General features: G+C 65.2%; 22 protein-coding genes. 13 read left to right on the top strand and 9 right to left on the bottom strand.

The genetic code is table 11. The annotated features are described in order from the left end of the window. Positions 1-10 precede the first annotated feature (10 nt). Positions 11-2,581 carry an ABC transporter permease gene (locus ACE10Z_RS42080; RefSeq protein WP_375785935.1) on the top strand — a complete coding sequence of 857 codons (2,571 nt, stop codon included), beginning with the start codon at positions 11-13 and terminating at the stop codon, positions 2,579-2,581. A 234-nt stretch (positions 2,582-2,815) separates the two neighbouring features. Further along, complete coding sequence (locus ACE10Z_RS42085) at positions 2,816-3,607, top strand: Bax inhibitor-1/YccA family protein (RefSeq protein WP_021078796.1); 792 nt, start codon at positions 2,816-2,818, stop codon at positions 3,605-3,607. Between the two features lie 185 nt (positions 3,608-3,792). Here ACE10Z_RS42085 and ACE10Z_RS42090 read toward each other — a convergent pair whose 3' ends face one another. The 3 genes from ACE10Z_RS42090 to acnA form a co-directional block, all read right to left on the bottom strand. After that, complete coding sequence (locus ACE10Z_RS42090; RefSeq protein ID WP_097675932.1) at positions 3,793-4,164, bottom strand: DUF2794 domain-containing protein; 372 nt, start codon at positions 4,162-4,164, stop codon at positions 3,793-3,795. A 632-nt stretch (positions 4,165-4,796) separates the two neighbouring features. Beyond that, positions 4,797-5,558: a DUF1223 domain-containing protein gene (locus tag ACE10Z_RS42095; RefSeq protein WP_375785936.1), complete on the bottom strand. Its 762-nt coding sequence runs from the start codon at positions 5,556-5,558 to the stop codon at positions 4,797-4,799. 224 nt (positions 5,559-5,782) lie between these two features. After that, positions 5,783-8,503 (bottom strand): aconitate hydratase AcnA, encoded by a 2,721-nt coding sequence (gene acnA, locus ACE10Z_RS42100; protein WP_375785937.1) that lies wholly within the window; start codon positions 8,501-8,503, stop codon positions 5,783-5,785. Positions 8,504-8,743: 240 nt separating this feature from the next. Between acnA and ccmA the strand changes: the two genes are divergently transcribed. The 6 genes from ccmA to ACE10Z_RS42130 all read left to right on the top strand — a co-directional run bounded on the left by ccmA (position 8,744) and on the right by ACE10Z_RS42130 (position 12,226). Further along, on the top strand, positions 8,744-9,346 hold the full coding sequence (ccmA, locus tag ACE10Z_RS42105; RefSeq protein ID WP_375785938.1) for a heme ABC exporter ATP-binding protein CcmA: 603 nt from the start codon (positions 8,744-8,746) through the stop codon (positions 9,344-9,346). Beyond that, positions 9,343-10,011, top strand: a complete 669-nt coding sequence (gene ccmB, locus ACE10Z_RS42110; RefSeq protein ID WP_375785939.1) for a heme exporter protein CcmB — start codon at positions 9,343-9,345, stop codon at positions 10,009-10,011. Before ccmA ends, ccmB begins: the two co-directional genes overlap by 4 nt. 88 nt (positions 10,012-10,099) lie before the next feature. Next, positions 10,100-10,903 (top strand): heme ABC transporter permease, encoded by an 804-nt coding sequence (locus tag ACE10Z_RS42115; RefSeq protein ID WP_375785940.1) that lies wholly within the window; start codon positions 10,100-10,102, stop codon positions 10,901-10,903. A gap of 4 nt (positions 10,904-10,907) precedes the next feature. Beyond that, entirely contained in the window at positions 10,908-11,087 is a 180-nt protein-coding gene (gene ccmD / locus ACE10Z_RS42120) for a heme exporter protein CcmD (protein WP_375785941.1), read from the top strand. After that, positions 11,084-11,677, top strand: coding sequence for a DsbE family thiol:disulfide interchange protein (locus tag ACE10Z_RS42125; RefSeq protein WP_375785942.1), 594 nt, complete (start codon positions 11,084-11,086; stop codon positions 11,675-11,677). The genes ccmD and ACE10Z_RS42125 overlap by 4 nt, the downstream gene beginning before the upstream one ends. 174 nt (positions 11,678-11,851) lie before the next feature. Continuing rightward, positions 11,852-12,226, top strand: coding sequence for a helix-hairpin-helix domain-containing protein (locus ACE10Z_RS42130; RefSeq protein ID WP_342725610.1), 375 nt, complete (start codon positions 11,852-11,854; stop codon positions 12,224-12,226). Positions 12,227-12,376: 150 nt separating this feature from the next. Here ACE10Z_RS42130 and ACE10Z_RS42135 read toward each other — a convergent pair whose 3' ends face one another. Both ACE10Z_RS42135 and ftsY read right to left on the bottom strand, forming a co-directional pair. Beyond that, positions 12,377-12,976, bottom strand: a complete 600-nt coding sequence (locus tag ACE10Z_RS42135) for a septation protein A (protein WP_298374150.1) — start codon at positions 12,974-12,976, stop codon at positions 12,377-12,379. A gap of 158 nt (positions 12,977-13,134) precedes the next feature. Continuing rightward, positions 13,135-14,079 (bottom strand): signal recognition particle-docking protein FtsY, encoded by a 945-nt coding sequence (ftsY, locus tag ACE10Z_RS42140; RefSeq protein ID WP_375785943.1) that lies wholly within the window; start codon positions 14,077-14,079, stop codon positions 13,135-13,137. A 211-nt stretch (positions 14,080-14,290) separates the two neighbouring features. Between ftsY and ACE10Z_RS42145 the strand changes: the two genes are divergently transcribed. Next, on the top strand, positions 14,291-14,992 hold the full coding sequence (locus tag ACE10Z_RS42145) for an RluA family pseudouridine synthase (RefSeq protein ID WP_375785944.1): 702 nt from the start codon (positions 14,291-14,293) through the stop codon (positions 14,990-14,992). A 191-nt stretch (positions 14,993-15,183) separates the two neighbouring features. Beyond that, positions 15,184-16,323 carry a DUF2336 domain-containing protein gene (locus tag ACE10Z_RS42150; protein WP_375785945.1) on the top strand — a complete coding sequence of 380 codons (1,140 nt, stop codon included), beginning with the start codon at positions 15,184-15,186 and terminating at the stop codon, positions 16,321-16,323. Between the two features lie 169 nt (positions 16,324-16,492). Here ACE10Z_RS42150 and mtaB read toward each other — a convergent pair whose 3' ends face one another. Beyond that, a complete protein-coding gene (gene mtaB / locus ACE10Z_RS42155) occupies positions 16,493-17,776 on the bottom strand; it encodes a tRNA (N(6)-L-threonylcarbamoyladenosine(37)-C(2))-methylthiotransferase MtaB (protein WP_375790058.1) in 1,284 nt (427 codons plus the stop codon). 5 nt (positions 17,777-17,781) lie between these two features. Then, positions 17,782-18,657 carry a diaminopimelate epimerase gene (gene dapF, locus ACE10Z_RS42160; RefSeq protein ID WP_375785946.1) on the bottom strand — a complete coding sequence of 292 codons (876 nt, stop codon included), beginning with the start codon at positions 18,655-18,657 and terminating at the stop codon, positions 17,782-17,784. 186 nt (positions 18,658-18,843) lie between these two features. Here dapF and ACE10Z_RS42165 point away from each other — a divergent pair, with 186 nt between their 5' ends. Both ACE10Z_RS42165 and ACE10Z_RS42170 read left to right on the top strand, forming a co-directional pair. Then, positions 18,844-19,554 (top strand): GyrI-like domain-containing protein, encoded by a 711-nt coding sequence (locus ACE10Z_RS42165; protein ID WP_375785947.1) that lies wholly within the window; start codon positions 18,844-18,846, stop codon positions 19,552-19,554. A gap of 5 nt (positions 19,555-19,559) precedes the next feature. Further along, positions 19,560-20,300, top strand: coding sequence for an SIMPL domain-containing protein (locus tag ACE10Z_RS42170; protein ID WP_375785948.1), 741 nt, complete (start codon positions 19,560-19,562; stop codon positions 20,298-20,300). Between the two features lie 291 nt (positions 20,301-20,591). On the opposite strand, the gene ACE10Z_RS42175 is transcribed toward ACE10Z_RS42170, so the two are convergent. Both ACE10Z_RS42175 and ACE10Z_RS42180 read right to left on the bottom strand, forming a co-directional pair. Beyond that, the gene (locus ACE10Z_RS42175) at positions 20,592-21,629 is read right to left on the bottom strand and encodes an IS110 family transposase (protein WP_375784163.1); all 1,038 of its coding nucleotides are present in this window, start codon (positions 21,627-21,629) and stop codon (positions 20,592-20,594) included. A 204-nt stretch (positions 21,630-21,833) separates the two neighbouring features. Then, the gene (locus ACE10Z_RS42180; RefSeq protein ID WP_375790059.1) at positions 21,834-22,814 is read right to left on the bottom strand and encodes an MBL fold metallo-hydrolase; all 981 of its coding nucleotides are present in this window, start codon (positions 22,812-22,814) and stop codon (positions 21,834-21,836) included. Positions 22,815-23,264: 450 nt separating this feature from the next. Between ACE10Z_RS42180 and ffh the strand changes: the two genes are divergently transcribed. Next, on the top strand, positions 23,265-24,812 hold the full coding sequence (gene ffh / locus ACE10Z_RS42185) for a signal recognition particle protein (protein ID WP_375785949.1): 1,548 nt from the start codon (positions 23,265-23,267) through the stop codon (positions 24,810-24,812). The last annotated feature ends 44 nt before the right edge of the window (positions 24,813-24,856 follow it).

Genomic DNA, 24,856 nt, shown 5'->3' on the forward strand with positions numbered 1-24,856 from the left:
TTGCCACGACATGAGCATTGCGTCCGAAGTCGCGGTGCAGGGTCGCGCGTCGTCGCTTGCGTTCCGCTACGCGCTGCGCGAATTGCGCGGCGGCCTGCGCGGGTTCTACGTGTTCATCGCCTGCATCGCGCTCGGCGTGATGGCGATTGCCGGCGTCGGCTCGGTCGCCGCGAGCCTCGGCGACGGCCTGTCGCGCGAGGGCCGCACGCTGCTCGGCGGCGACGTCGCATTCTCGCTGATCTCGCGCGAGGCCAAGCCCGAGGAGGTCGCGTATCTGCGCACTCGCGGCGAGGTTTCGGTGGCAGCCACGCTGCGCGCGATGGCCCGCAGCGGCGACGGCAAGCTGGCGCTGGTCGAGCTCAAGGCGGTCGACGGCAAATATCCGATGCTCGGCGAGCTGACGCTCGAGCCGAGCATGCCGATTGCCGATCTGCTGGCTGAACGCGACGGCGTCTATGGCGCGGCGGCCGATTCGACGCTGCTGGCGCGGCTCGACCTCAAGCTCGGCGACCGCGTCAGCATCGGCAGCGCGACCTACCAGATCCGCAGCGTGGTGGCGGCCGAGCCCGACAAGCTCGCCGGCGGCGTCGGCCTCGGCCCGCGCTTCCTGATCAGCGAAGCCAGCCTGCGCGCCACCGACCTCTTGCAGCCGGGCAGCCTGGTACGCTGGATCTACCGGGTGAAGCTGCCCGACGGCGCCAACGACGATCGCACCACCACCGCACTGATCGACGGCGCGCGGGCTGCCGCGCCGGAGGCCGGCTGGGAGGTCCGCAGCCGCAACAACGCCTCGCCGCAGCTCGAACGCACCATCAACCGCTTCACTCAGTTCCTGACCCTGGTCGGCCTCGCCGCGCTCTTGGTCGGCGGCGTCGGCGTCGCCAACGCGGTGAAGAGCCACATCGACCGGCGCCGCGACGTCATCGCCTCGTTCAAGGCGCTCGGCGCCACCGGCCGCGACGTCTTCACGATCTACTGCACGCAAGTGGTGGTGCTGGCCGCGATCGGCTCGGTAATCGGGCTGGTGCTCGGCGCCGCGCTGCCGTTCGTCATCGTCGGCCTGTTCGGCAAGGTGCTGCCGCTGCCGGTGGTGCCGGCCCTGCATCCCGACGAGCTCGCGCTTTCGTTCCTCTACGGTCAGCTCACCGCGCTGGCGTTCGGACTTTGGCCGCTCGGCCGGGTCCACGACGTGCCGGTCGCAGCGCTGTTCCGCGAGACCGTCGCCAGCGAGTGGCACCGCCCGCGCTGGAGCTATCTCGCGCTGATGGCCGTGGTGGTCGCGCTCCTGATCGGGGTCGCGATCGGGCTCGCCTATGACAAGCGGGTGGCTTCGGTGTTCGTCGCCTCGTCGATCGCGGTGTTCCTGCTGCTGCGCGGAATCGCCGAAATCCTGATGGCGGTGGCGCGCCGGCTGCCGCGCAGCCGCATGACCATGCTGCGGCTCGCAATCGCCAACATCCACCGGCCGGGCGCGCTGACGCCGTCAGTCGTGCTGTCGCTGGGCCTCGGCCTCGCGGTGCTCGTCACCATCACCCAGATCGACGGCAATCTGCGCCGGCAATTTTTGGCCGCGTTGCCGGAACGGGCGCCGTCGTTCTTCTTCATCGACATCCCGTCCACCGAAGCCGACCGCTTTGCCGCCTTCCTGGCGCAGATCGCCGCCGGCTCGACCGTCGAGGACGTGCCGATGCTGCGCGGGCGCATCGTCGCCGCGCGCGGCGTCAAGGCCGACCAGCTCAAGCCGTCGGTCGATTCGGAATGGGTGCTGCAAAGCGACCGCGGCCTCACCTACACCGGCGAAATTCCCAAGGGCTCGAAGATCGTCGAGGGCGAATGGTGGGGACCGGACTACAGCGGACCTCCGCTGGTCTCGATGGAGAAGAAGATCGCCGACGGCCTCGGTCTGAAGATCGGCGACGAGATCGTGGTCAATGTGCTCGGCCGCGACGTGCCGGCGAAGATCGCCAATCTGCGCAACATCGACTGGCAGGGCCTCGGCATCAACTTCGTGCTGGCGTTTTCGCCGAATGCCTTCAAGGGCGCCCCGCACAGCCACGTCGCGACCCTGACGGAACCGCATGCGAGCGCGACCGACGATGCGCGGATCATCAAGCAGGTCGCCGACGCGTTCCCGATGGTAACCAGCGTCCGGGTCCGCGAGGCGCTGGAGACGGTCGGCACCGTCGTCAGCAATCTGGTGCTGGCGATCCGCGGCGCCAGCGCCGTGACGCTGATCTCGGCGATCCTGGTGCTGGGCGGCGCGCTCGCCGCCGGGCACCGCCACCGCGTCTATGACGCCGTGATCCTCAAGACGCTTGGCGCCACGCGGGCCCGATTGCTCGGCGCCTACGCGCTGGAGTATCTAATGATCGGTTTTGCAACCGCAATCTTCGGGGTGATCGCCGGGTCGGTCGCGGCCTGGCTGATCGTGACACGGCTGATGACGTTGAGTTTCATCTGGCAGGCCGGCAGCGCCGCGCTGGTCGTCGTCGCCGCGCTGGTCGTGACGGTCGGATTGGGGCTGGCAGGAACGCTGCTCGCGCTGAACCAGAAGCCGGCCTCGGTGTTGCGGAATTTGTGACAATTTGTAGCGGCGGCGGTGCCGTTTTTGCCTATGCTGCCAAGCCAGAGCGACATTCGGCCGCGCGTGGAAGCTTGCGTCGGATGTGTTAATTTCCCACATACCAATCAGGTCGGATGGTTGGTTTGAATGACACGGAATTAATATTCCGCAAACCGAGCCATCTGAGATAGATTTAGAACCGGCGCCGCAAATCCCTTGCGCTCCACCGGGACCAACCACGGGAATTCGACCATGTCGGACCTAGACCGCAATTACGCTTCTCCTTTCGGCCGGGCCGCCGGGCGCATTGACGCTGCGGCCGTCGACGCCGGTCTGCGCGCCTACATGCTGCGCATCTACAACTACATGAGCATCGGCCTGGCCATCACCGGCCTTGCCGCGCTCGGCGTCTACATGGGCGCGGTGACCACTGATCAGTCCGCCGCCGTCGCCAAGTTCGGCAACGCCTATCTGACGCAGTTCGGCTACGCGATGTTCGTGAGCCCGCTGAAGTGGCTGTTCATCCTCGCCCCGCTGGCGATGGTGTTCGTCATCTCGGCCGGCATCAACCGCCTGCAGCCTGCGACCGCCCAGCTCTTGTTCTGGGTATTCTCGGCACTGATGGGCCTCTCGCTGTCGTCGATCTTCCTGGTGTACACGCACACCTCGATCGTGCGCGTGTTCTTCATCACCGCGGCGACGTTCGGTGCGCTGAGCCTCTACGGCTACACCACCAAGCGTGACATGAGCGGCATGGGCTCGTTCCTGTTCATGGGTCTGATCGGCATCATCATCGCGAGCCTGGTCAACCTGTTCCTGGCGAGCTCGGCGCTGCAGTTCATCGTCTCGGTGGTCGGCGTGCTGGTGTTCGCGGGCCTCACCGCCTGGGACACCCAGCGGCTGAAGAACGACTACATCTACGGCTACGCCTCGCAGGGTGGCGTGATGGCAGAGCGTGCGGCAATCACTGGTGCGCTGTCGCTCTACCTGAACTTCATCAACCTGTTCACGCTGCTCCTGCAGCTGCTCGGCCAGCGCGACTAAGCGCCTCGAGCCAGGCGATCGATCCAAGCCCCGGCCATACGGCCGGGGCTTTTCTTTTGCGCGGGGCAAATGTGGCGCAGCCGGGATGGAGCGGAGCGTAATCCAGGAGAGGCTCATCCGCGGCTTCAGCGGCCCCGGATTTCGCTTCGCTCCATCCGGGCTACGACACGCCGAGTTTGCCGCGCCTACACCAGCGAGAGCTTGCGATCGATCACGAACAGCACCCGTTCGAGTTCGTGGCCGCGGCGCAGGATCAGGCCGGTCGCCGAAATCACGCTGTACATGCCCTGCTTGCGCGCAAGCCGGGGATCCTTCTCGATCCGGTAGATCGGCACTTCGGATGCGCGCCGGAACACCGAGAACACGGCGCGGTCCTTCAGGAAGTCGATCGCATAATCGCGCCACTCGCCATCGGCGACCATGCGGCCATAGAGATTGAGAATGCGGTTGAGCTCAAGTCGATTGAACGTCACGCGGTTGGGCTGAACGGTCGCGGCGGCGGGACGCGCCGCGGCACGATTCCCACTCGGATCAGTGTCCTCCGAGATCAAACTCATCGAGCGCCTCCTGTCATCCCGGTGACGATCGGGTGCCGAAGGCCGGTGCCCCCACTTCGGGATCGTCACGAGAGTGACATGATTGCGCTAAGCGAAGGACGCTGCAAGGGGCCATTCGCAATGCAACCAGCCCTTAACCACGGTCAGGCGCGACGGATTGTCCGGAAAACCGAAGAGTCACGGGAACGTTAGAGGAATCATATTGCTGCCCCACTTCCGCCCATCGCCCGCCCCGCTGCCCTGCGAAAAGATAATCCTGCGTTGGCCCGGTCCTTTCGGTTCCGGATTCCTCAGCCCCCAGCCCCCCGGGGCCGTCGGGATCGGGCCTGTTCGCAGGGGAATCAAATCCCAACACTGGGCCAACGAAAGTTGGTCCTTTTTGTTTTTGGGGCCCTGCGCGATCACGCACGATCGAGACGCGCAAAACCGCGGCGCTTCCTTTCAGCAAATCACTGGATGCTTGCCGCCGCGCGGAGCTGCACGACAGCATGCGTGCGGCCCAACGACGCGACTGGCAGAAGCCAGCGCCGCGCTAAAGCACTTTCGAGCGAAGTGGACACCGGTTCGCGTCAGGAAGACGCGTCAAAACAAGAATCCAGAGCTTCGGTTCTGATCAATCAGAACCGAAGGCTCTAGTGAAGCGAGGTGAATGCGGCGCCCAGCATCGGGCCCGGCTTGTCGCGATTGCCGTCCTGGACGTAGACGGCCGCGGCATCGACGCCATCGCGCGTGATGTTCTCAAGCGGCACGGTCCAGCTCCCGGACGAGCCGTTCCAGTCACCGACCTTCAAGAGATTGCGCACCACGTTGTGGTAGGTGATCTCGCGGCCGCGGTTCTCGCCGCGCGCGATCGAGATCGGCACCGACTTCGAGATCGAGCAGATCCAGACTTCGCCGCGCGACACTGCGGGCGACTTCGATGCAGCCACCGAAACGTTGATCTGCTTGCCGGTCAGCGTCATCGTCACCGGCACCGACATCACGCTGCCGCTCTTCTCGGTGTCCCTGATGGCACTCTCGATGCTGTCGCGGTCGCTGCCGATCACGTGGGCGGAGCCGTTGATGACGGCCTGCGGCGTGTAGACGTCGCGGTCGCCGCGCATATGCGAATACGCTTTCTGGCGCGCGCTGAAACGCGAATCGGCCAGCGTGTCCTTCCAGCCGAGATAGTCCCAATAGTCGATCGGCATGCTGAGCGCGATGACGTTGGGGTCCTTCGCGAGGTCACCGATGATCTTGTCCGCAGGCGGACAGGACGAGCATCCCTGCGAGGTGAAGAGTTCGACGACAGCACGCGGATCGGCGTGAGCGGGGCGGATGATCGCAACGATCGCGCAGAGACCAAGGGCGCTGGACCATCGCGAGATAGAATTATAGGCCATCATCGCTGTCATACTGCGAACCAGTCGTGATGATTTCTATCCGTAATTGTACGGAGCATGAAGTCTGTCCCTGAACTTGCGTGCCCCAAAACGCGAGAAAGCGGCCTTGTCATAGGCCGCCTTCTTTTTAGCCGCTACTCACTAAGCAGTGAGGCACCGATCACAAATCCGCGCAAGAGCATGGTCCGGAAAAGTGTGAAGCGGTTTTCCGGGCAGACCATGCTCAAACAAGGGGCCTAGGCCGCGAGCTTGCGCAGCACGTAATGCAGGATGCCGCCGTTGCGATAGTAGTCGAGCTCGTCCAGCGTATCGATGCGGCAGAGCAGCGGGACGTCCCGCTTGCCGCCGTCGGCGGAGACGATTTCGGCCGTCAGCGTCTGCCGCGGCTTCAAATCGCCCTGCAGCCCGCGGATCGTGACCTTCTCGTCGCCCTTGAGGCCGAGCGAGGACCACGAGGTGCCGTCCTGGAAGGTGAGCGGAAGCACACCCATGCCGACCAGGTTGGAGCGATGGATGCGCTCGAAGCTCTGGCAGATCACCGCGCGCACGCCGAGCAGGCGGGTGCCCTTCGCGGCCCAGTCGCGTGACGAGCCGTTGCCGTATTCGGCGCCGGCGAACACCACCAGCGGCACGTTCTCCTGCTGGTACTTCATCGCTGCGTCGTAGATCGACATCTGTTCGCCGTCGGGCCAGTGCTTGGTCAGACCGCCTTCCGGAATATTGCCGTCGGCGCCCTTCAGCATGAAGTTCTTGATGCGGATGTTGGCGAAGGTGCCGCGCATCATCACTTCATGGTTGCCGCGGCGCGTGCCGTACTGGTTGAAGTCGGCGGGACGCACCTGGTGCTCGCTGAGGAACTTGCCGGCGGGCGAGGTCAGCTTGATCGAACCGGCCGGCGAGATGTGGTCAGTGGTGATCTTGTCGCCGAACATCGCCAGGATCCGGGCGTCGACCACGTCGACGATCGGCTCCGGCTGCTTCTTCATGCCTTCGAAATAGGGCGGGTTCTGCACATAGGTCGAGCTCATGTTCCAGCGATAGGTCTCGCTTTCCGTGGTCTTGATCTTGCGCCAGTTGGTATCGCCCTTGAACACGTCGGCGTACTTCTTCTTGAAGATCGTCGCGGTGACGTACTTCTTCATGAAGGTGTTGATCTCCTTGGCGGTCGGCCAGATGTCCTTGAGGAACACCGGCTTGCCGTCCTTGCCGATGCCGATCGGCTCGACTGCGAGATCCTTCGTCACGGTGCCGGCGAGCGCATGCGCGACCACCAGCGGCGGCGAGGCGAGGTAGTTCGCCTGCACGTCGGGCGAGACGCGGCCTTCGAAGTTGCGGTTGCCCGAGAGCACGGCGGCGGCAACGATACCGTTGTCGTTGATCGACTTCGAGATGTCTTCCGGCAGCGGGCCGGAGTTGCCGATGCAGGTCGTGCAGCCGAAGCCGACCAGGTTGAAGCCGACCTTGTCGAGATCGGCCTGCAGGCCGGAATTGGCGAGATATTCCGCCACCACCTGGCTGCCCGGCGCGAGCGAGGTCTTCACCCACGGCTTGGCCTTCAGGCCCTTGGCGGCCGCCTTGCGCGCCAAGAGGCCGGCGCCGATCAGCACGCTCGGGTTCGAGGTGTTGGTGCAGGAGGTGATCGCCGCGATCACGACGTCGCCATGGCCGAGATCGAAATTGCGGCCCTCGACCGCGAAGCGCTTCGCTTCACCCTCGGGCTTCTTGTACTCGTTGACCAGCGCGGTGGCGAAACCGGTCGACACCGCGGGCAGCGCGATGCGGCCTTCGGGACGCTTCGGTCCGGCCATCGACGGCACCACGTCGGCGAGGTCGAGCGTCAGCGTGGTGGTGAACACCGGGTCAGTCGACTTGGCGGTACGGAACAGGCCCTGCGCCTTGGCATAGGCCTGTACCAGCTTGACGCGATCGGCCTTGCGGCCCGAAGTCTTCAGGTAATCGATGGTCGCGGCATCGACCGGGAAGAAGCCGCAGGTCGCGCCATATTCGGGCGCCATGTTGCCGATCGTCGCCTTGTCCGCGACCGACAGGAAATCGAGGCCCGGACCGAAGAACTCGACGAACTTGCCGACCACGCCGAGCTTGCGCAGCATCTGGGTGACTGTCAGCACGAGGTCGGTCGCGGTGACGCCTTCCTTGAGCTGGCCCTTGAGCTTGAAGCCGACCACTTCCGGCAGCAGCATCGACAGCGGCTGGCCGAGCATGCAGGCTTCCGCCTCGATGCCGCCGACGCCCCAGCCGAGCACGGCGAGACCGTTGACCATCGTGGTGTGCGAGTCGGTGCCGACCAGCGAGTCGGGATAAGCGACCTCGAAGGTGCCGGTCTTCTTGCCGACCGTCATCTTCTCCTTCTTGGTCCAGACCGTCTGAGCGAGATATTCGAGATTGACCTGGTGGCAGATGCCGGTGCCGGGCGGCACCACCGAGAAGTTCGAGAACGCCTTCTGGCCCCACTTCAGGAACTCGTAGCGCTCCTGGTTCTGCTTGTATTCTTCGGTGACGTTCTTCGCGAACGCCTTGTTGTCACCGAAGAAGTTGACGATCACCGAGTGGTCGATGACCAGATCGACCGGCACCAGCGGGTTGATCTTCTCGGCATCGCCGCCGAGGTTCTGCATCGCGTTGCGCATCGCCGCGAGATCGACCACGGCCGGAACGCCGGTGAAATCCTGCATCAGAACGCGCGCCGGGCGGAATGCGATTTCGTGCTCGAGCTGGCGCTTCCTCAGCCACTTCGACACCGCAACGATATCTTCCTTCTTGACGGTGCGGCCGTCCTCGTTGCGCAGCAGGTTCTCGAGCAGAACCTTCATCGAATACGGCAGCTTCGAAATTCCCTTCAGTCCGTTCTTCTCTGCCTGGGGCAGGCTGTAATAGACGTAGGACTTGGCGCCGACCTTCATGGTCTTGCGGCATTTGAAGCTGTCGAGTGAGGTCATGCGGAGGATCCCAATTCTCAGTTATACCCGGCAAGGGTAACTAAACACCGGCGATCGACACTGGCCGAGGGGATGGCCTGGATGGCTTGCGGCCGCCGGTTGTGTGTGCTGCATCAAGTTCCGGGCTTATAGAACCTTTCTAGAAGCACTGCCACACCGACAAGCGCGCGACAACGTTGCGCGACCCAAAAATTCTCACGCGGTAGCGAAAGATTTCAGAGGGCTGTGACAAGACGAATCATGCGGCTCTCGGGACGAAATCTGAAATGCGTGCGCGGCGGACGGGAGGTGTTTTCCGGCCTCGATCTGTCGGCCACGGCCGGCGAGGCGCTTGCCGTCACCGGACCCAACGGCGCGGGCAAGACCTCGCTGCTGCGCGTCCTCGCCGGGCTCTTGGTTCCCGCCGAGGGCTCGATCGCGCTTGACGGCGGCGACGCCGAACTCAGCCTGCCCGAACAGGCCCACTATCTTGGCCACCGCGACGCCCTGAAGCCGGCGCTGAGCGTTGCGGAAAATCTTTCCTTCTGGCGGGAATTCCTCGGCGGCGAGACGGAGGATGCCGGCCGCTGCCTGGCCGCCGTGGCGCTCGACCACGCCGCGCACCTGCCGGCGGCCTATCTCTCGGCCGGCCAGCGCCGCCGCCTGTCGATCGCGCGCCTGCTCTCGGTGCGCCGGCCGGTCTGGCTCCTGGACGAGCCGACTTCGGCGCTCGATGCGGCCGGACAGGCGCTGTTCGTAGGCCTGATGCGCGAACATCTCGCGAGCGGCGGCCTGATCGTCGCCGCGACGCACCTTCCGCTCGGCATCGATGCGCGCGACCTGCGGATGGGAGGCGCGGCATGAGCGCGCTGGCCGCATTGATCCGCCGCGACATCCGCATCGCGCTGCGCGTCGGCGGCGGGGCGCTGATCGGCGTGCTGTTCTTCCTCACCGTGACGGTGCTGATGCCGTTCGCGGTCGGGCCCGATCTGGCGCTGCTGTCGCGGCTCGGGCCCGCCATCCTCTGGCTCGGCGCGCTGCTGGCGAGCCTGCTCACCCTCGACCGGCTGTTCACGGCCGACCACGAGGACGGCTCGCTCGACCTGATCGTGATGAGCCGGACGCCGCTGGAACTCGCCTGCGCGGCCAAAGCGCTGGCGCATTGGCTCGCCGCGGGGCTGCCACTGATCATCGCGACGCCGGTGCTCGGCTTGCTGCTCAATCTCGACGGCACCGCGACGCTGGCGGTCGCGGCGACCCTGCTGGCGGGAACACCGGCGCTGACCTTCACCGGCATGATCGGCGCGGCCCTGGCGGTGACGCTGCATCGTGGCGGGCTGCTGCTCGCGGTGCTGGTGCTACCGCTGTCGATCCCGGTGCTGATCTTCGGCGTCGCGGCCTCGCAGGCGGCGATATCGGGGTCCGTGCCCTTCGGAACACCGTTCTCGATCCTCTGCGCGCTGTCGCTTGCCAGCCTCGTGATCGGCCCGTTTGCCGCCGCGGCGAGCCTGCGGCACGGGCTGGACTGAAATTGGCCGGCAATATGAGCCCGATCAAATCTCGCCGAGAGAAATTCGGCCAATTGCCTGCGACACATCGGACGACTATCAGGGTGCCATGAAGCTGACCGAGACGCTGACCGACCTCGCCAATCCGACCAGGTTTCTGGCGCTGACCGCGCGGATCCTGCCGTGGCTCGCGGGCGTGACCGCGATCCTGCTTGCGATCGGCCTCTACCAGTCCGCCATGGCGCCCGACGACTACCAGCAGGGCGCCACGGTCAAGATCATGTTCATCCACGTGCCGAATGCGTGGCTGTCGATGTTCGTCTGGGGCGTCATGAGCGTGGCCGCGCTCGGCACGCTGGTGTGGCGTCATCCGCTCGCCGACGTCGCTGCGAAGGCCGCAGCCCCGATCGGCGCCGCCTTCACCTTCCTTGCGCTGGTCACCGGCTCGCTATGGGGCCGGCCGATGTGGGGTACCTACTGGGAGTGGGATGCGCGGCTGACCTCGGTGCTGATCCTGTTCCTGATGTATCTCGGCCTGATGGCGCTGTGGCGCGCGGTGGAGGATCCTTCGCGCGCGGCGCGAGCGGCGGCGGTCCTGACCCTGGTCGGCGCGATCAACATCCCGATCATCAAGTTCTCGGTCGACTGGTGGAACACGCTGCATCAGCCGGCCTCGGTGCTCCGCATGGGCGGATCGACGCTCGACAAGGCGTTCCTGTGGCCGCTGCTGGTGATGGCGATCGCGTTCTCGCTGCTCTTCATCACCTTGCACCTGGCGGCGATGCGCAACGAGATCCTGCGCCGGCGCGTGCGCAGCTTGCAGATGATGCAAGCCAACCGCATCGCGTTTTCGAGCGAAGTGGGCACAGGTTCGCGTGAAGAAAACGCGTCAAAACCAATTGGGGCGGCGTGACACGATGTCGCTTGGTCCCTACGCCTCCTTCATCGTGACGTCCTATGCGCTGGTCGCCATGGTCGTGCTGTTCTTGATCATCTGGATCATCGCCGACTATCGCCGCCAGCAGGCGCGCCTGAAGGAGATCGAGGCCAGCGGCATCACGCGCCGCTCCGGCCGCAGCGCGGCGGATATAAGATGAGTGACCAGGCGACAAACAGTCCGCCGCAAGCCCGCCGCCTGCTGGTGGTACTGCCGCTGGTGGTTTTCCTCGGGCTCGCCGGGCTGTTCCTGCTGCGGCTCTATGGCGGCGACCCCTCCAAAATCCCGTCGGCACTGATCGGCCGACCGGCGCCGCAGACCGCGCTGCCGGCGCTCGACGGCCTCGTGAAGGACGGCGCGCCCGTCCCCGGCCTCGATCCCGCGGCCTTCAAGGGCAAGGTCAGCATCGTCAACGTCTGGGCGTCGTGGTGCGTGCCGTGCCATGACGAAGCGCCGCTGCTGACCGAGCTCGGCAAGGACAAGCGCTTCCAGATCATCGGCATCAACTACAAGGATTCGCCCGAGAACGCGCGGCGCTTCCTCGGCCGCTACGGCAATCCGTTCGGCATCGTCGGCGTCGACGGCAACGGCCGCGCCTCCATCGAGTGGGGCGTCTATGGCGTGCCCGAGACCTTCCTGGTCGGACGCGAAGGCACGATCGTCTACAAGCTGGTCGGACCGGTGACGCCTGATAACGTCAACACCGTGCTCAAGGCCGAGATCGAGAAGGCGCTGCGCGCGGACAAGTAACCGCATCGGCACGCCGCGGCCGGCGAACATGAATCGGGCATGAACGACGCGAGAAAACACCTGCGGCATAATACTTCGACGGGTTTATCTGCGGTTCATTTCACGGCCACGGCGACGCCACGAACGCAACCCTAACTCCATGGCGTGACTTCACTCATTCCTCGGAGAGGACATATGCGCAAGACCACGCTCGCTTCACTTCTTGCTACCGCACTCACGCTCGGCCTGATGACGGCCACGCCGTCGATGGCCCAGTCGCCGCAGCCGGCCGCGCCGGCCGCCAAATCCGAGAGCCACATGGCGCCAGCGCCGAAAGCGGCGGCCCCTGATCTGAAGACGACGGGGATGGCGAAGGACGACCTGCTCGACATCAACAGCGCCAGCACCGACCAGCTCGACGCGCTGCCTGGCGTCGGCAAGGCCTATTCGGCCGCGATCATCAAGGGCCGCCCCTATAAGGGCAAGGATGAACTGGTGCAGAAGAACATCCTGCCGCAGGCGACCTACGACAAGATCAAGGACAAGATCGTCGCCAAGCAGAAGAGCTGAGCTCGGTCTCGTGCCCCGGACGCAGCGCAGCACGCAAGTGATGCGCTGCAGAGCCGGGGCCTGCAGCTCAACGAAACCTGCATGGCGAGATAGGTCCCGGCTCTGCGGAGCGGCGCGGCGCGCCGCACCGCGTCCGGGACAAGAGATCAGTCACTTTCGCAGGTCGCCGGCTTCCGCCTCGCTGGTTTCCAGCGAGACCGGCTCCAGATGATAGCGCTTGGTCAGCGGCATCTGGGCGATGGCGAAAACCATGGTCAGCGGCGTCACGCCGAACACCTTGAAGTTCACCCAGAAATCCGTGGTCTGCGTCCGCCAGACGATCTCGTTGAGGATGGCCATGCCGGCGAAGAACAGCGCCCAGCGCATGGTGAGGATACGCCAGCCCTGCGGCGTCAGATTGAACATCTGGTCGAACATCACGGCGATGAAGGAGCGGCCGAACAAGAGCCCGCCGCCGAGCACGGCCGCGAACAGGCCGTAGATGATGGTCGGCTTGACCTTGATGAAGGTCTCGTCGTGCAACACCAAGGTCAGGGTGCCGAACACCAGCACGATCGCGCCGGTCACCAGCGCCATGATCGGCACGTGTTTGGTCACCACATAGGACGCGATCATCGCCGCGACGATCGCCACCATGAACGCAGCCGTAGCCACGAACAGATGGTACTTGGCGTTCGCGACGAAGAACACGAGCAGCGGGCCGAGCTCGGTCGCAAGCTTGAACAGCGGATGTGGCTGGGTCTTGTCCATTAATTCAGTCCATTGAACTCGTGTCTTGGCCATCCTTCGAGACGGCGCTCCGCGCCTCCTCAGGATGACGACCATTCGTATCCCACCGTCATCCCTGCACAACGGCTTTGCCGTTGTTGCTGGAGGAGCGCGCACTAGCGCGCGTCTCGAAGGATGAATTATTCAATCCCGGCAATCGCCTTGGCAAAATCCTTCGCCGTGAAGGGCGCGAGGTCCTCGACGCCTTCGCCGACGCCGATGAAATGCACCGGCAGCTTGTGCTTTTCCGACAGCGCGACAAGGATGCCGCCGCGCGCGGTGCCGTCAAGCTTGGTCATCACGAGGCCGGTGACGCCTGCCGTACGATGAAACGCCTCGACCTGCGACAGCGCATTTTGTCCCACCGTGGCGTCGAGCACGAGCAGCACCGCATGCGGCGCCGACGCATCGACCTTCTTGATGACGCGCACGACCTTTTCGAGCTCGTTCATCAGCTCGGACTTGTTCTGCAGCCGGCCGGCGGTGTCGATCAGCAGCACGTCGCGCGCCTGCTCCTTCGCCGCGGTCAGCGCACTGAAGGCAAGGCTCGCCGAATCCGATCCCTGGGTCCCGGCGATGACCGGCGACTTGGTGCGCTCGCCCCAGACCTTGAGCTGCTCGATCGCCGCGGCACGGAAGGTATCGCCGGCGGCCAGCATGACCTTGCGGCCCTCGGCGGAAAATTTCGCGGCCAGCTTGCCGATCGTCGTGGTCTTGCCGGAGCCGTTGACGCCGACGACGAGGATCACGAACGGCTTCAGCGTCGCATCGATCTCGAGCGGCTTGGCCACCGGCGCCAGCACCTTCTCGACCTCGGTCGCGACGACGTCCTTGACCTCGTCGGCCGAGATCGCCTTGTCGTAGCGGCCTTTGCCGACCGCCTCCGCAATGCGGACCGCGACATCAGTGCCGAGATCGGCGCGCAGCAGCACATCCTCGATGTCATCGAGCATGGCAGAATCGAGCTTGCGCTTGGTGACGAGGTCGGCGACCGCGGTCCCGATCGAACTCGAGGTTCGCTTCAGGCCGCCTTTCAGCCGCTGCCACCAGCTCTGTTTGGGAGTTCCCGCAGTGGTATCGTTCATGCCTAGTGTCCGGCTCTAACATTCGCATCCCGTTGCGGCTAGCTCTGTTGCGAATGTTAGAGCCGCAGGGACACTAGAAAATTTTGATTCTGGTGCGGCTTTTCGGATTTGACATTCGCTCGCCAGTGCGTGGAAACAGGAAGCGAATGTCAAATCCGCCGCACCAGGGACGTGTTAGCCGTTTCGGCCCATAAACGAAAGTCTCGACGAATTGATCGATGTTCCCCAATTGACCGCGGAAGAAATCCTGGGCCGGGTGCTCCACCGCGACGGGCTGATGCTGGTCATCGACAAGCCGGCCGGCCTGCCGGTGCATCGCGGCCCCAAGGGCGGCCCCAATCTGGAGGCCTCGTTCGACGCGTTGCGGTTCGGCCTGCCCCGGCCGCCGGTGCTGGCGCATCGGCTGGACAAGGACACCTCCGGCTGCCTCGTCCTGGGACGCCACCGCAAGGCCACCGCCTCGCTCGGGCTGTTGTTCAAGCACAGCAAGATCGCGAAGACCTACTGGACCGTGGTCGAGGGCGGCCCTGCTGAGGATCAAGGCACCATCGACATGCCGCTCGGCCGGCTCAACGCCGAGCGCGGCTGGTGGCAGAAGCCGGATCCGGATGGCCAGAAGGCCATCACCAACTGGAAGGTGCTGGGACGCGGCGACGGCCTCGCCTGGCTCGCGATGGAGCCGGTCACCGGCCGCACCCATCAGCTCCGGGTGCATTCATCGGCGATGGGCTGGCCGATCGTCGGCGACAATATCTATGGCAACGGTCCGCGCTTCGGCGAGCCGACCCTGCATCTGCATTCCCGCGAAATCGGCATCCCGATTTCCCGCAACAAGGACCCGGTGCATGTCGTAGCACCAGCGCCGGCGCACATGCGGGAGCGGCTCAAGGCTTGTGGCTGGAACGGCGAATAGAGCGTTTTCCAGCAAAAGCCTGTCCCGGACTTGATCCGGGATGGATAGCGGTTCGCGTAAAGAAAACGCGTCAAAGTGTAGCGCGTCCTCCGGGATTCTACTGATCATTATCCTTACGAAACGTTCAGGTCCGCCCGATAAAGCTGCAAACCGGCTTAGAACAAGCAATCGGGACGGGCTCAGGACGAGCAATGCTGACTGCCGGGCAGGCGATTGTCGACGAGGTCGAGGCTGCGATACGCGCCGGCTCCGCCGAAAAATGCATCGCGACGGCGAAGCGCGTCACTGACCTGTTTCTCCACTCCGCCGGCAGCTTCAACAGCGAGCAGATCGAACTGTTCGACAATGTGCTCGAACGGCTGGTCAAGACCATCGAGCTGCGCGCGCTCGCCGAGATCAGCGCCCGCATGGCGCTTGCCGAGATCAGCGAGCAGCTTGCCCCGGTCGCGCAGGCACCGCCCGCGATCGTTCGCCGCCTCGCCAGTAACGACGAGATCCGGATCGCGCGGCCGATGCTGCAGGAATCCTCGCGCCTCAGCGCCGAGGACCTGGTCGAGATCGCGCAGACCAAGAGCGAGCAGCACCTGCTCGCCGTCGCCGGCCGCTGGTGGCTCAAGGAAGTCGTCACCGACGCGCTTCTGGCTCGTCGCTTTGCGAGCGTGAGCCACCGCCTGGTCAGCAATCCCGGCGCCAAGGTATCGGCGAGCGGGTTTGCGGTCATCCTGGCGCAGGCCGAGCACGACCCGGTGCTTGCGGTCCAGACCGGTATTCGCGCCGATCTGCCCTCGGAGCTCCGTCTTCAGCTCCTGCACGATGCAACGGAGGAGGTTCGCGGCCGCTTGCTGGAACGTGCCCCGCCGTATCTTTACGAGGAAATCCGGCACGCGGTCGCCGCGGTCACCGCCGGCGTCGAGCGCGACATGTCGCAGGTCCGCGATTTCACCGCAGCCAGGCGCCACGTCGCGAAGCTGAAGGACAGCGGCGAGCTCAACGAGGCCGCCCTGCTCGGCTTCGCCCGGCAGCGACGATATGAAGAGACTGTTGTTGCGCTGGCGGATCTTGCGCAGTCGAACATCGAGGTGATCCGTTCCCTGATGCAAAGCCTGCGCAGTGAAGGCCTTTTGGTGCCGTGCCGGGCGGCAGGCCTGAGCTGGGAGACCACCGCCGCGGTGATGGAATGCCGCTATACGACCGGCTCCATGGGCCCCGTCGAGCTCGCCCATGCGAAGAGCCAGTTCACGAAAATGGCACGCGCAAATGCCGATCGCCTGCTGCGATTCTGGCAGGTTCGCGCGTCGCGGCCGCCAAAGCCCGGCGGCCGCGCGCACTGAGTGCATCATGCGCGACGGCGCGACTGGGAGCGATTAACCTGCCAAACAGCTGGTTCGGTGTCATCACCCGCGCATGTCGCTGATCCAGTACTTGAGCGGCGTCGGTGCTTGAGCCGAGAGGCCGCGGCCTCTCCGGGCGTCGTCCCGAAATAAGGCGCAGAGCGTCGGCTCAACGGACGTCGTCGACCGATGCAGTGAGGCGCGCGCCGTCATGTCCGCTGATGGACATCGCACGAACAGTGCCCGGCACGTCCCCATCGATCGCAACCGGCAGGAAATGCTCGGTGCGGCCCTGCGTGCCGCTCTCGATCAACACCTTGCGCGTCGCGCCGACTTCCGCCGCCAGCCGCCGCACCAGCGCGGCTTCGCCGGCTGCGCGCAGCCGCTTAGCGCGCTCCCTGATTGCTCCGCCGTCGACCTGTGGCATCCGTGCGGCCGGCGTGCCCGGACGTTTCGAATAGGGAAACACATGCAGGAAAGTGAGATCGCATTCCGCGACCAGATCGAGCGAGCGCGCGAACATTTCCTCGGTCTCGGTCGGAAAGCCCGCGATGATGTCGGCGCCGAACGCGATGTCCGGCCGCAGCCGGCGCAGCTGCGCGCAGAAATCGATCGCGTCCCGGCGCGAATGCCGGCGCTTCATCCGCTTGAGGATCATGTCGTCGCCGGACTGTAGCGACAGATGCAGATGCGGCATCAGCCGTGCGTCGTCGGCGATCACATCGAGCAGATCGCGGTCGGCCTCGATCGAATCGATCGAGGAGATGCGCAACCGCTTCAGCTCGGGCACATGGCGCAGGATCTGCCGGGTCAACTGGCCGAGCTTCGGCGCGCCCGGCAGGTCGGCGCCGTAGCTCGTGAGATCGACGCCGGTCAGCACGATCTCGGCATGGCCGCGCTCGACCAATGTGCGGACCTGATCGACGACCGCGCCCATCGGCACCGAGCGCGAATTGCCGCGGCCGTAGGGGATGATGCAGAAGGTGCAGCGATGATCGCAGCCGTTCTGCACCTGCACGAACACCCGCGGCAGGCCGCGCTCGAAGCCGTCGAGCAGATGCGGCGCCATCTCCGTCACCGCCATGATGTCGGCAACCGCGACCTTCTCGCTCGCATCGATGGCAAACGGCGCATCGAAGGCCGCGCGCGTCGCCTGCCAGGCGGCGCCGCGCATCTTCTCGTCATTGCCGACGACGCGATCGACCTCGGCCATCTCGGCAAACATGTCGGCTTGCGTCTGCGCCGCGCAGCCGGTGACGACGATGCGCGCGGCGGGGCGTTCACGTTTCAGTTTGCGGATCGACTGCCGGGCCTGCGCCACCGCCTCGTTGGTGACGGCGCAGCTGTTGATGACGATGGTGTCGGTGAGCCCGGCCTGTTCGGCCTCGCGCCTGATCACCTCGGATTCGAATGCGTTGAGGCGGCAGCCAAAAGTGACGACATCGACGCTCATGACGGTCAAGCGACGCTGGCGAACAGCGCCGGATCGAAACGGCCCTCATATTCGAAATCGGCGGTGCCGGTCATCAGCACGTGATCGTCGCGCTCGCGCCACTCGATGCCGAGCTTGCCGCCGGGCAGCGTGATCTCGACAATTCGGTTAGCGCGCTTCAGCCGCGCCGCCGCAACCGCGGTCGCGCAGGCCGCCGAGCCGCAGGCCCTGGTCAGGCCGGCGCCGCGCTCCCAGGTGCGGATCGTGATGTGGTCGCGATCGACGATATGGGCGAGCGTGATGTTGGCGCGCTCCGGAAAGATCGGATGGTTTTCCAGCAGCGGCCCGAAACGTTCGAGGTCGTAGGCATTGACGTCGTCGACCCAGAAGATCGCGTGCGGGTTGCCCATCGAGACCACCGATGGCGAATGCAGCACCGGATTGTCGATCGGCCCGACCTGCAGCTCGATGTAGCGGGTGTCACGAAATTCCTCAGCCAGCGGAATGTCCTGCCAGCCGAACTTCGGCGCGCCCATGTCGACGGTGTAGAGATCGGGCGCCGGCCCCTGCCAGCAATTGAGCAGGCCGGCGCGGGTCTGGAACGTCGCTGTGGTCTGGCCGGTCTTCTCGAAGATCCGCCGCACCACGCAGCGCATGCCGTTGCCGCAGGCGCCGGCCTCCGAGCCGTCATTGTTGTAGATCGAGATGAACGCTTCGGTGCCGTCGAGCCGCGGCGGCTGCAGCACCATCAGCTGATCATAGGGCACGCCGCCGGCCGGCGACGCCACGGCGCGCGCCTCATCAGCCGAAACCTGCGCTTTGGAATCGCGCAGGTCGACGACGACGATCTCGTTGCCGATGCCGTTCATCTTGGCGAATGCGTGATTGGCGAGCGCGCTCATCGATTTTCCTAAATTCTGCCCGGTTATATGGCGAGTGGTGGCCCCTTAGCCAGTCTGAATAGCCCTATGACACATCTGTCATGGGACGAATGCAGAACTCGCGTGTTAGGAATATCGCACCTCAAGGACCGCGCGCGCCGGGACAGATCGAGCGGCCGTTTGAGGGAAGGGGATGGAGAATACCGAATGAACCGTATCAACACGCTCCGCGCGGCCCTGGTCGCGCTGCTCCCTTTGGCCGCGATCGCCCTGGCAAGCCCGGCGCCTGCCCAGTCGCCGTCAGCCTCGCCCGCTCCGGCAGCAAGCCCGAGCCCAACTCCCGCGCCTGCGCCATCGGCAACGCCGGTGCCCCCGCCGGCCGAGACCAAGTCGCCGGCCGACAGCCCGGCCGCATCGCAGTCCCCGACGCCGCCACCGGCTGCGCCGGTGCAGACCGCCGATCCCTTCGGCGAGCCGTTCACGCTGGAACCGAAGAAGGTCGTGATGCTCAAGGGCACGGCCAATTGGGATTCGGCCTTCGACGCGCTGATCGAGGCGTTCAAGCAGCTCACCGCGCTGCTCGACAAGGACGGCGTCAAGGCAGCGGGCAATCCGATGATCGTCTACACCTCGACCGACGACACCGGCTTCACCTTCATCGCCGAAATCCCGGTCGACCAGGACGTCAAGAACCTCGGCAAGAACATGAGCATGGGCAATTCGCCTGATGGCAAGGCCCTGAAATTCGTCCATCGCGGTTCCTACGACAACATGGACAACACCTATGAGGCGATCACCAATCACCTCGACGACAAGAAGCTTGAAGCCAAGGACACCTTTATCGAGGAATACATCACCGATCCGCTGAAGACCGCCGAAGACAAGCTTGTGATCAACGTCTACGTACCCCTGAAGTGAGCCAGATGACCCGTCGCCTTCCCCTCGGCCTCCCCCACGGCCTCCCCATCGCTGCCACCCTCATCGCGACCACGCTGCTGGCTGCGCCCGCACTCGCCGACAGCGACTTCCCGCCGGCGATCTCGGTCACCGGCGAGGCGACCGTATCGGCCGCGCCCGACGAGGCGCAGCTCGACGCCGGCGTCACCACCGACGGCAAGACCGCACGCGAGGCCACCGACGCCAACAATGTGACGATGGGCAAGGTGCTGGCCGCACTGAAGGGCGCCGGCCTTGCGGAGAAGGACTATCAGACCTCGCGGCTGTCGCTGCAGCCGCAATTCGCCAACCGCTCGCCGTCGTCGCCGAACGCCCCGCCCAGCATCGTCGGTTACCACGCGAGCAATCGCGTCACGATCAAGCTGCGCGATGTGAGCAAGGTCGCTGGTGTCATCGACGTGCTGGTGGGCGCCGGCGCCAACGATATCGGCGGGCTCAATTTCTCGGTGTCGCAGGCTTCGAAGCTGCTCGACGAGGCACGCGAGCGGGCGATCGCCGACGCCCGCCGCAAGGCGGAGATCTACGCCAAGGCCGCCGGCGTCACGCTCGGCGCGCCGTTGAACATCGCGGAAGTCGGCTCGGCGCCGGTGCCGATGTTCCGCGCCAAGATGGCCACGGCAGGATTCGCCGCACCCACGCCGGTGGCGCAAGGCGAGGAAACGCTGACCGTCAATGTGACCGTCTCCTGGGCGATCAAGGAGAAGTAGCAGTTATTGTCGTCCCTGCGAAAGCAGGGACCCATATGTGGACGGCCCCCGTGGCACAAGAGCTTTCTGAGTAGATCGGATCGCTGCATCCATATGTCCGGCCTGTTGATGCGACGCGCAAAGGTCGCTGGCCAAGATGGGTTGCGCGACGCGAGCTCCAAACAACCCCGCGACCTGTTGGCGGCCAATGGGTCCCACGGACTGTCTCGCATCGTTGATCGACCGATTGCTCCATCTGCTCTTGCAGCTTCCGGGTCGGCTGGTGGGCGAACCCGCCGGCCGGCCAATCTGTTAGGCGGCGGCCGCCATGGCATTGAGCCGCGCGGCATCGTAACTCTCGCCCGTCGCCATCAGCTTCCAGGCGATGCGGGCAACCTTGTTGGCGAGCGCCACGGCGGCCAGCTTCGGCGGCTTGCGCTTGAGCAGCGCCAGCAGCCAGCGCGACGGATGGCCTCGGCCCCGCCGAACCTGCTGGATGACCGCCGTCGCCCCAACCACGAACAAGCGGCGCAGGTCTTCGTCACCGGCCCGCGTGATCTTGCCGAGCCTGGTCTTGCCGCCGGTGGAATGATCCTTCGGTGTGAGGCCGAGCCAGGCCGCAAAATGCCGGCCGGAGCGGAACGCATGCGGATCGGGCGTCTTCATCACCAGCCGTGTTGCGGTGATCGGGCCGACGGATGGGATCTGCGCCAGACGCCGGCTCAGCGCATCGGCGCGGTGCCAGGCCATCAGCCTAACCTCGAGTTGCTTGAGTTCGGCTTGCAGAGCAGCGTATTGGCGTCCCTGCACCGCAAACACCTCGCGCGCCATGCTGGGCAAGCTCTCGTCCTGCGCGATCCGCGCCAGCAGCGGCTCGATCTTGTCGAGCCCCTTGGGCGCGATCAGGCCGAGCTCCGCCGCATAGCCGCGGATCGCGTTGCTCAGCTGGGTGCGCCGGGCGATCAATCCATCGCGCAGCCCCGCCAGCATCAGCGCGGCCTGTTGCTCGGCCGTCTTGACCGGCACAAAGCGCATGTTCGGCCGGTCCATCGCTTCACACAGCCCTTCTGCATCGCGCCCGTCATTCTTGTTCCGCATCACGTAAGGCTTCACCAATTGCGGGGCCATCAGCCTCACCGCGTGACCGAGCTTGCCAAGCTCCCGCGCCCAATACTGCGAAGCTCCGCAGGCCTCCATCCCGATCACGGTCGGCGGCAATTTGGCGAAGAACTCCAGCACTTGCTTGCGCGACAGCTTCTTGCGCAGCACCACCTGCTCCGCCGCATCAACCCCATGCAGCACAAAAATATGCTTCGACGTATCCATTCCAATGCGGATAATCTCTCCCACGGACGGCTCCTTTGTCTGAGATTTGCAACAACCTCATTCTGGCACACTGATGCCGTAGGGGGCCGTCCACACCATCAACCACAGGATCGAGTCGTTCGAATTCGCTGTGGCCACGGCCGCTCAAGACAAACGATGACGGTGGTTATGGATCCCGGGTCGCGCTTCGCTTGCCCGGGACGACAGCTCTTAAATCTCCAACACCATCTAAATCTCGAACACCTGTCCCGGCTTCAGCGTCACAAATTTCTCGCGCGGCACCTTGGCCGCGTCGAGCGCTTCAGTGAGTGCGATCGCCGGCGCATCGATCGCCTCGTCGGTCAACTGGAACGTGCCGTGGTGATGCGCCAGTGCCTGGGCGGCGCCGCAATCGGCCAGCGCCTGCACCGCGTCCTCCGGGTTCATGTGCTGGTCTTGCATGAACCAGCGCGGCTCGTAGGCGCCGATCGGCAGGATCGCGAGCCGCAACGGGCCATGCGCCTCGGCCACCCTGCGGAAATGCCGCCCGTCGCCATAGCCGGAATCGCAGACGATGTAGAGCTTGCCCGCTGGCGTCTCCAGCACGAAGCTCGCCCACAGCGCCTTGTTGCGGTCGAACAGGCCGCGCGCTGACCAGTGCCGCGTCGGCACCAGCGTCACGGCAAGGCCGCCGCCGAGTTCGAGGCGCTGATGCCAGTCGAACGCCTCGGCCTTGATCGCGGCGTCGGAGGCACGCATCGTGACGTCGTTGCCGAGCGGCGTGATCACGCGAGGGCTGAACGCTGCAGCAAGCTTCGACAGCGTCGCGACGTCGAGGTGATCGTAATGGCCGTGCGACACCAGCACGACATCGATCCTGGGCAACTTCTCGAAAGCTATGCCGGGATCATTGTGCCGCTTGGGACCTGCGAAGCCGAACGGCGAAGCCCGCGTCGACCAGACCGGATCGACCAGGATGTTGAGGCCCGCGGTCTGGATCAACCAGCTGGCGTGGCCGACGAAGCAGAGCCGCACCTTGTCGCCATCGATGCGGGCCGGCGGCGTATCGGCATAGGGGCTCGGCGCCCATTCCGGCCAGACCGCGCGCTGCCGCCTGCCCCCGAACTGCCAGCGCAGCACCTCGCCGAGCGATTTCGGCGGCGCGCCATCCGGATCGAAGAAGTGCAGGCCGTCGAAATGATCCGAGACGGGGCCGTCATAGGTTTTCATAAAGGTCATCCAGATCGAGGACGCGCCGATCGCCGCAGTGGCTCCGGTCAAGGTCGCGAGAAGGCGGCGGCGGGTGATGATGGGCACGCGGGTTCCCAACAGGAGGCAGGCTCCGCTTATATGGGTGACGACGCCGAATTCGGAACCGGCATGACAAATTGGCGCAATTTCAATGCCTTAGGCTCTAAACCGCGCGAATTGCGGCGAAACTTTCCTTGACTTTGCTGCCCCGGCAGCGTTTAACGCCGCGACTTTCTCGGAAAGATCCGTCTTTTCGACCCGCCGACTGGCCCTGGAGGCCAGAGGCCAACGCCCGACAGCGCGATGCGCCCTCGGGCGCGAAAGTGTTTGGACCATCGTCTTGGCGATCCGTCGAGACGTCTTACGTCGTCATCACCCCGCGGGCGATGATGTGAACTGGGCGCCTGCTTTAGGCAAAGGACAACGGCATTGTTCGACAATCTGTCGGAACGGCTTGGTGGCATTCTCGATCGTCTGACGGGGCGCGGTGCGCTGACCGAAAAGGACGTCGATGCCGCGATGCGCGAGGTGCGCCGCGCGCTGCTCGAGGCCGACGTCGCGCTCGAGGTCGTCCGCAGCTTCATCGACCGGGTCCGCGAGCAGGCGATCGGCGCCACCGTCGTCAAGTCGGTGACGCCGGGCCAGATGGTCGTGAAGATCGTCCATGACGAGCTGGTCGCCACGCTCGGCTCCGACGGCCAGACCATCGACATCAATTCCGTGCCGCCGGTGCCGATCATGATGGTCGGTCTGCAAGGCTCCGGCAAGACCACCACCACCGCAAAACTCGCGCGCCGCATGGTCCAGCGCGACAAGCGCAAAGTGCTGATGGCCTCGCTCGACGTCTATCGCCCGGCGGCGATGGAGCAGCTCGCGGTGCTCGGCCGCGACCTCGACATTCCGACCTTGCCTATCGTCGCCGGCCAGATGCCGCCGCAGATCGCAAAGCGCGCGTTGGAGGCCGGCAAGCTCGGCGGCTACGACGTCGTGCTGCTCGACACTGCCGGCCGCACCACGCTCGACGAAGACATGATGAAGGAGGCGGCCGAGATCAAGGCCGCCGCCAACCCGCATGAAGTGCTGCTGGTCGCGGATAGCCTCACCGGCCAGGACGCAGTCAACCTCGCACGCGCGTTCGACGAGCGCGTCGGCCTCACCGGCATCGTGCTGACGCGCGTCGACGGCGACGGCCGCGGCGGCGCCGCGTTGTCGATGCGCGCGGTCACCGGCAAGCCGATCAAGCTGCTCGGCACCGGCGAAAAGACCGACGCGCTGGAAGACTTCCATCCGAACCGCATCGCCGGCCGCATCCTCGGCATGGGCGACGTCGTCTCGCTGGTCGAGAAGGCCGCGGCCAATATCGACGCCGAGAAGGCCGCGCGCACCGCCGAGCGGATGCGCAAGGGTCAGTTCGACCTCAACGACATGCGCGAACAGCTGCAGCAGATGGCGAACATGGGCGGCATCGGCGGCCTGATGGGCATGATGCCCGGCATCGCCAAGATGAAGAACCAGATCGCGGCGGCCGGCATCGACGACAAGATCATCAAGCGCCAGGTCGCGGTGATCGATTCGATGACGCGGCAGGAGCGCAAGAATCCGGACATCCTGAAGGCGAGCCGCAAGAAGCGCATCGCGGCCGGCGCCGGCCAGAGCGTCGAGCAGGTCAACAAGCTGCTGAAGATGCACCGGAACATGGCCGACATGATGAAGGCCATGGGAAGCGGCAAGCGCGGCCCGCTCGCCGGCATCGCGCAGGCGATGGGTTTTGGCGGCGGCATGAAGCCGCCTTCGGCCGAGGAGATGAAGGCACTCGCCGAGAAGATGCAGGGCGGCGCCGGCGGCGGTCTGCCGAATCTGCCGAAGGATTTGCCGGCCGGGCTGCGCGGCGGCCTGCCCAACGTGCCGGGCCTGACCGGGCTTTCCGGCAAGCCGATGCTGCCGGGCCTCGGCGGTTTCCCGGGCAAGAAGAAATGAGGAATTCGTCGCGATGGCTCACATGCAGCCGGCGCGACGCGGAA

This window comes from Bradyrhizobium sp. Pha-3, from assembly GCF_042258615.1.
Classification (GTDB): domain Bacteria; phylum Pseudomonadota; class Alphaproteobacteria; order Rhizobiales; family Xanthobacteraceae; genus Bradyrhizobium.

Excerpts from the sequence above, each read along its gene's own strand:
- ACE10Z_RS42170 (WP_375785948.1), top strand. The coding sequence starts at position 19,560 with ATGACCCGTCGCCTTCCCCTCGGCCTCCCCCACGGCCTCCCCATCGCT.
- ACE10Z_RS42150 (WP_375785945.1), top strand. The coding sequence starts at position 15,184 with ATGCTGACTGCCGGGCAGGCGATTGTCGACGAGGTCGAGGCTGCGATA.
- ftsY (WP_375785943.1), bottom strand. The coding sequence starts at position 14,079 with ATGAACGATACCACTGCGGGAACTCCCAAACAGAGCTGGTGGCAGCGG.
- ACE10Z_RS42080 (WP_375785935.1), top strand. The coding sequence starts at position 11 with ATGAGCATTGCGTCCGAAGTCGCGGTGCAGGGTCGCGCGTCGTCGCTT.
- ccmA (WP_375785938.1), top strand. The coding sequence starts at position 8,744 with ATGCGGCTCTCGGGACGAAATCTGAAATGCGTGCGCGGCGGACGGGAG.
- ccmD (WP_375785941.1), top strand. The coding sequence starts at position 10,908 with ATGTCGCTTGGTCCCTACGCCTCCTTCATCGTGACGTCCTATGCGCTG.
- ACE10Z_RS42095 (WP_375785936.1), bottom strand. The coding sequence starts at position 5,558 with ATGACAGCGATGATGGCCTATAATTCTATCTCGCGATGGTCCAGCGCC.
- ACE10Z_RS42135 (WP_298374150.1), bottom strand. The coding sequence starts at position 12,976 with ATGGACAAGACCCAGCCACATCCGCTGTTCAAGCTTGCGACCGAGCTC.
- dapF (WP_375785946.1), bottom strand. The coding sequence starts at position 18,657 with ATGAGCGCGCTCGCCAATCACGCATTCGCCAAGATGAACGGCATCGGC.
- ACE10Z_RS42085 (WP_021078796.1), top strand. The coding sequence starts at position 2,816 with ATGTCGGACCTAGACCGCAATTACGCTTCTCCTTTCGGCCGGGCCGCC.
- ACE10Z_RS42115 (WP_375785940.1), top strand. The coding sequence starts at position 10,100 with ATGAAGCTGACCGAGACGCTGACCGACCTCGCCAATCCGACCAGGTTT.
- ACE10Z_RS42090 (WP_097675932.1), bottom strand. The coding sequence starts at position 4,164 with ATGAGTTTGATCTCGGAGGACACTGATCCGAGTGGGAATCGTGCCGCG.
- ACE10Z_RS42130 (WP_342725610.1), top strand. The coding sequence starts at position 11,852 with ATGCGCAAGACCACGCTCGCTTCACTTCTTGCTACCGCACTCACGCTC.
- ACE10Z_RS42125 (WP_375785942.1), top strand. The coding sequence starts at position 11,084 with ATGAGTGACCAGGCGACAAACAGTCCGCCGCAAGCCCGCCGCCTGCTG.
- ACE10Z_RS42180 (WP_375790059.1), bottom strand. The coding sequence starts at position 22,814 with ATGAAAACCTATGACGGCCCCGTCTCGGATCATTTCGACGGCCTGCAC.
- ccmB (WP_375785939.1), top strand. The coding sequence starts at position 9,343 with ATGAGCGCGCTGGCCGCATTGATCCGCCGCGACATCCGCATCGCGCTG.
- ACE10Z_RS42165 (WP_375785947.1), top strand. The coding sequence starts at position 18,844 with ATGAACCGTATCAACACGCTCCGCGCGGCCCTGGTCGCGCTGCTCCCT.
- acnA (WP_375785937.1), bottom strand. The coding sequence starts at position 8,503 with ATGACCTCACTCGACAGCTTCAAATGCCGCAAGACCATGAAGGTCGGC.
- mtaB (WP_375790058.1), bottom strand. The coding sequence starts at position 17,776 with ATGAGCGTCGATGTCGTCACTTTTGGCTGCCGCCTCAACGCATTCGAA.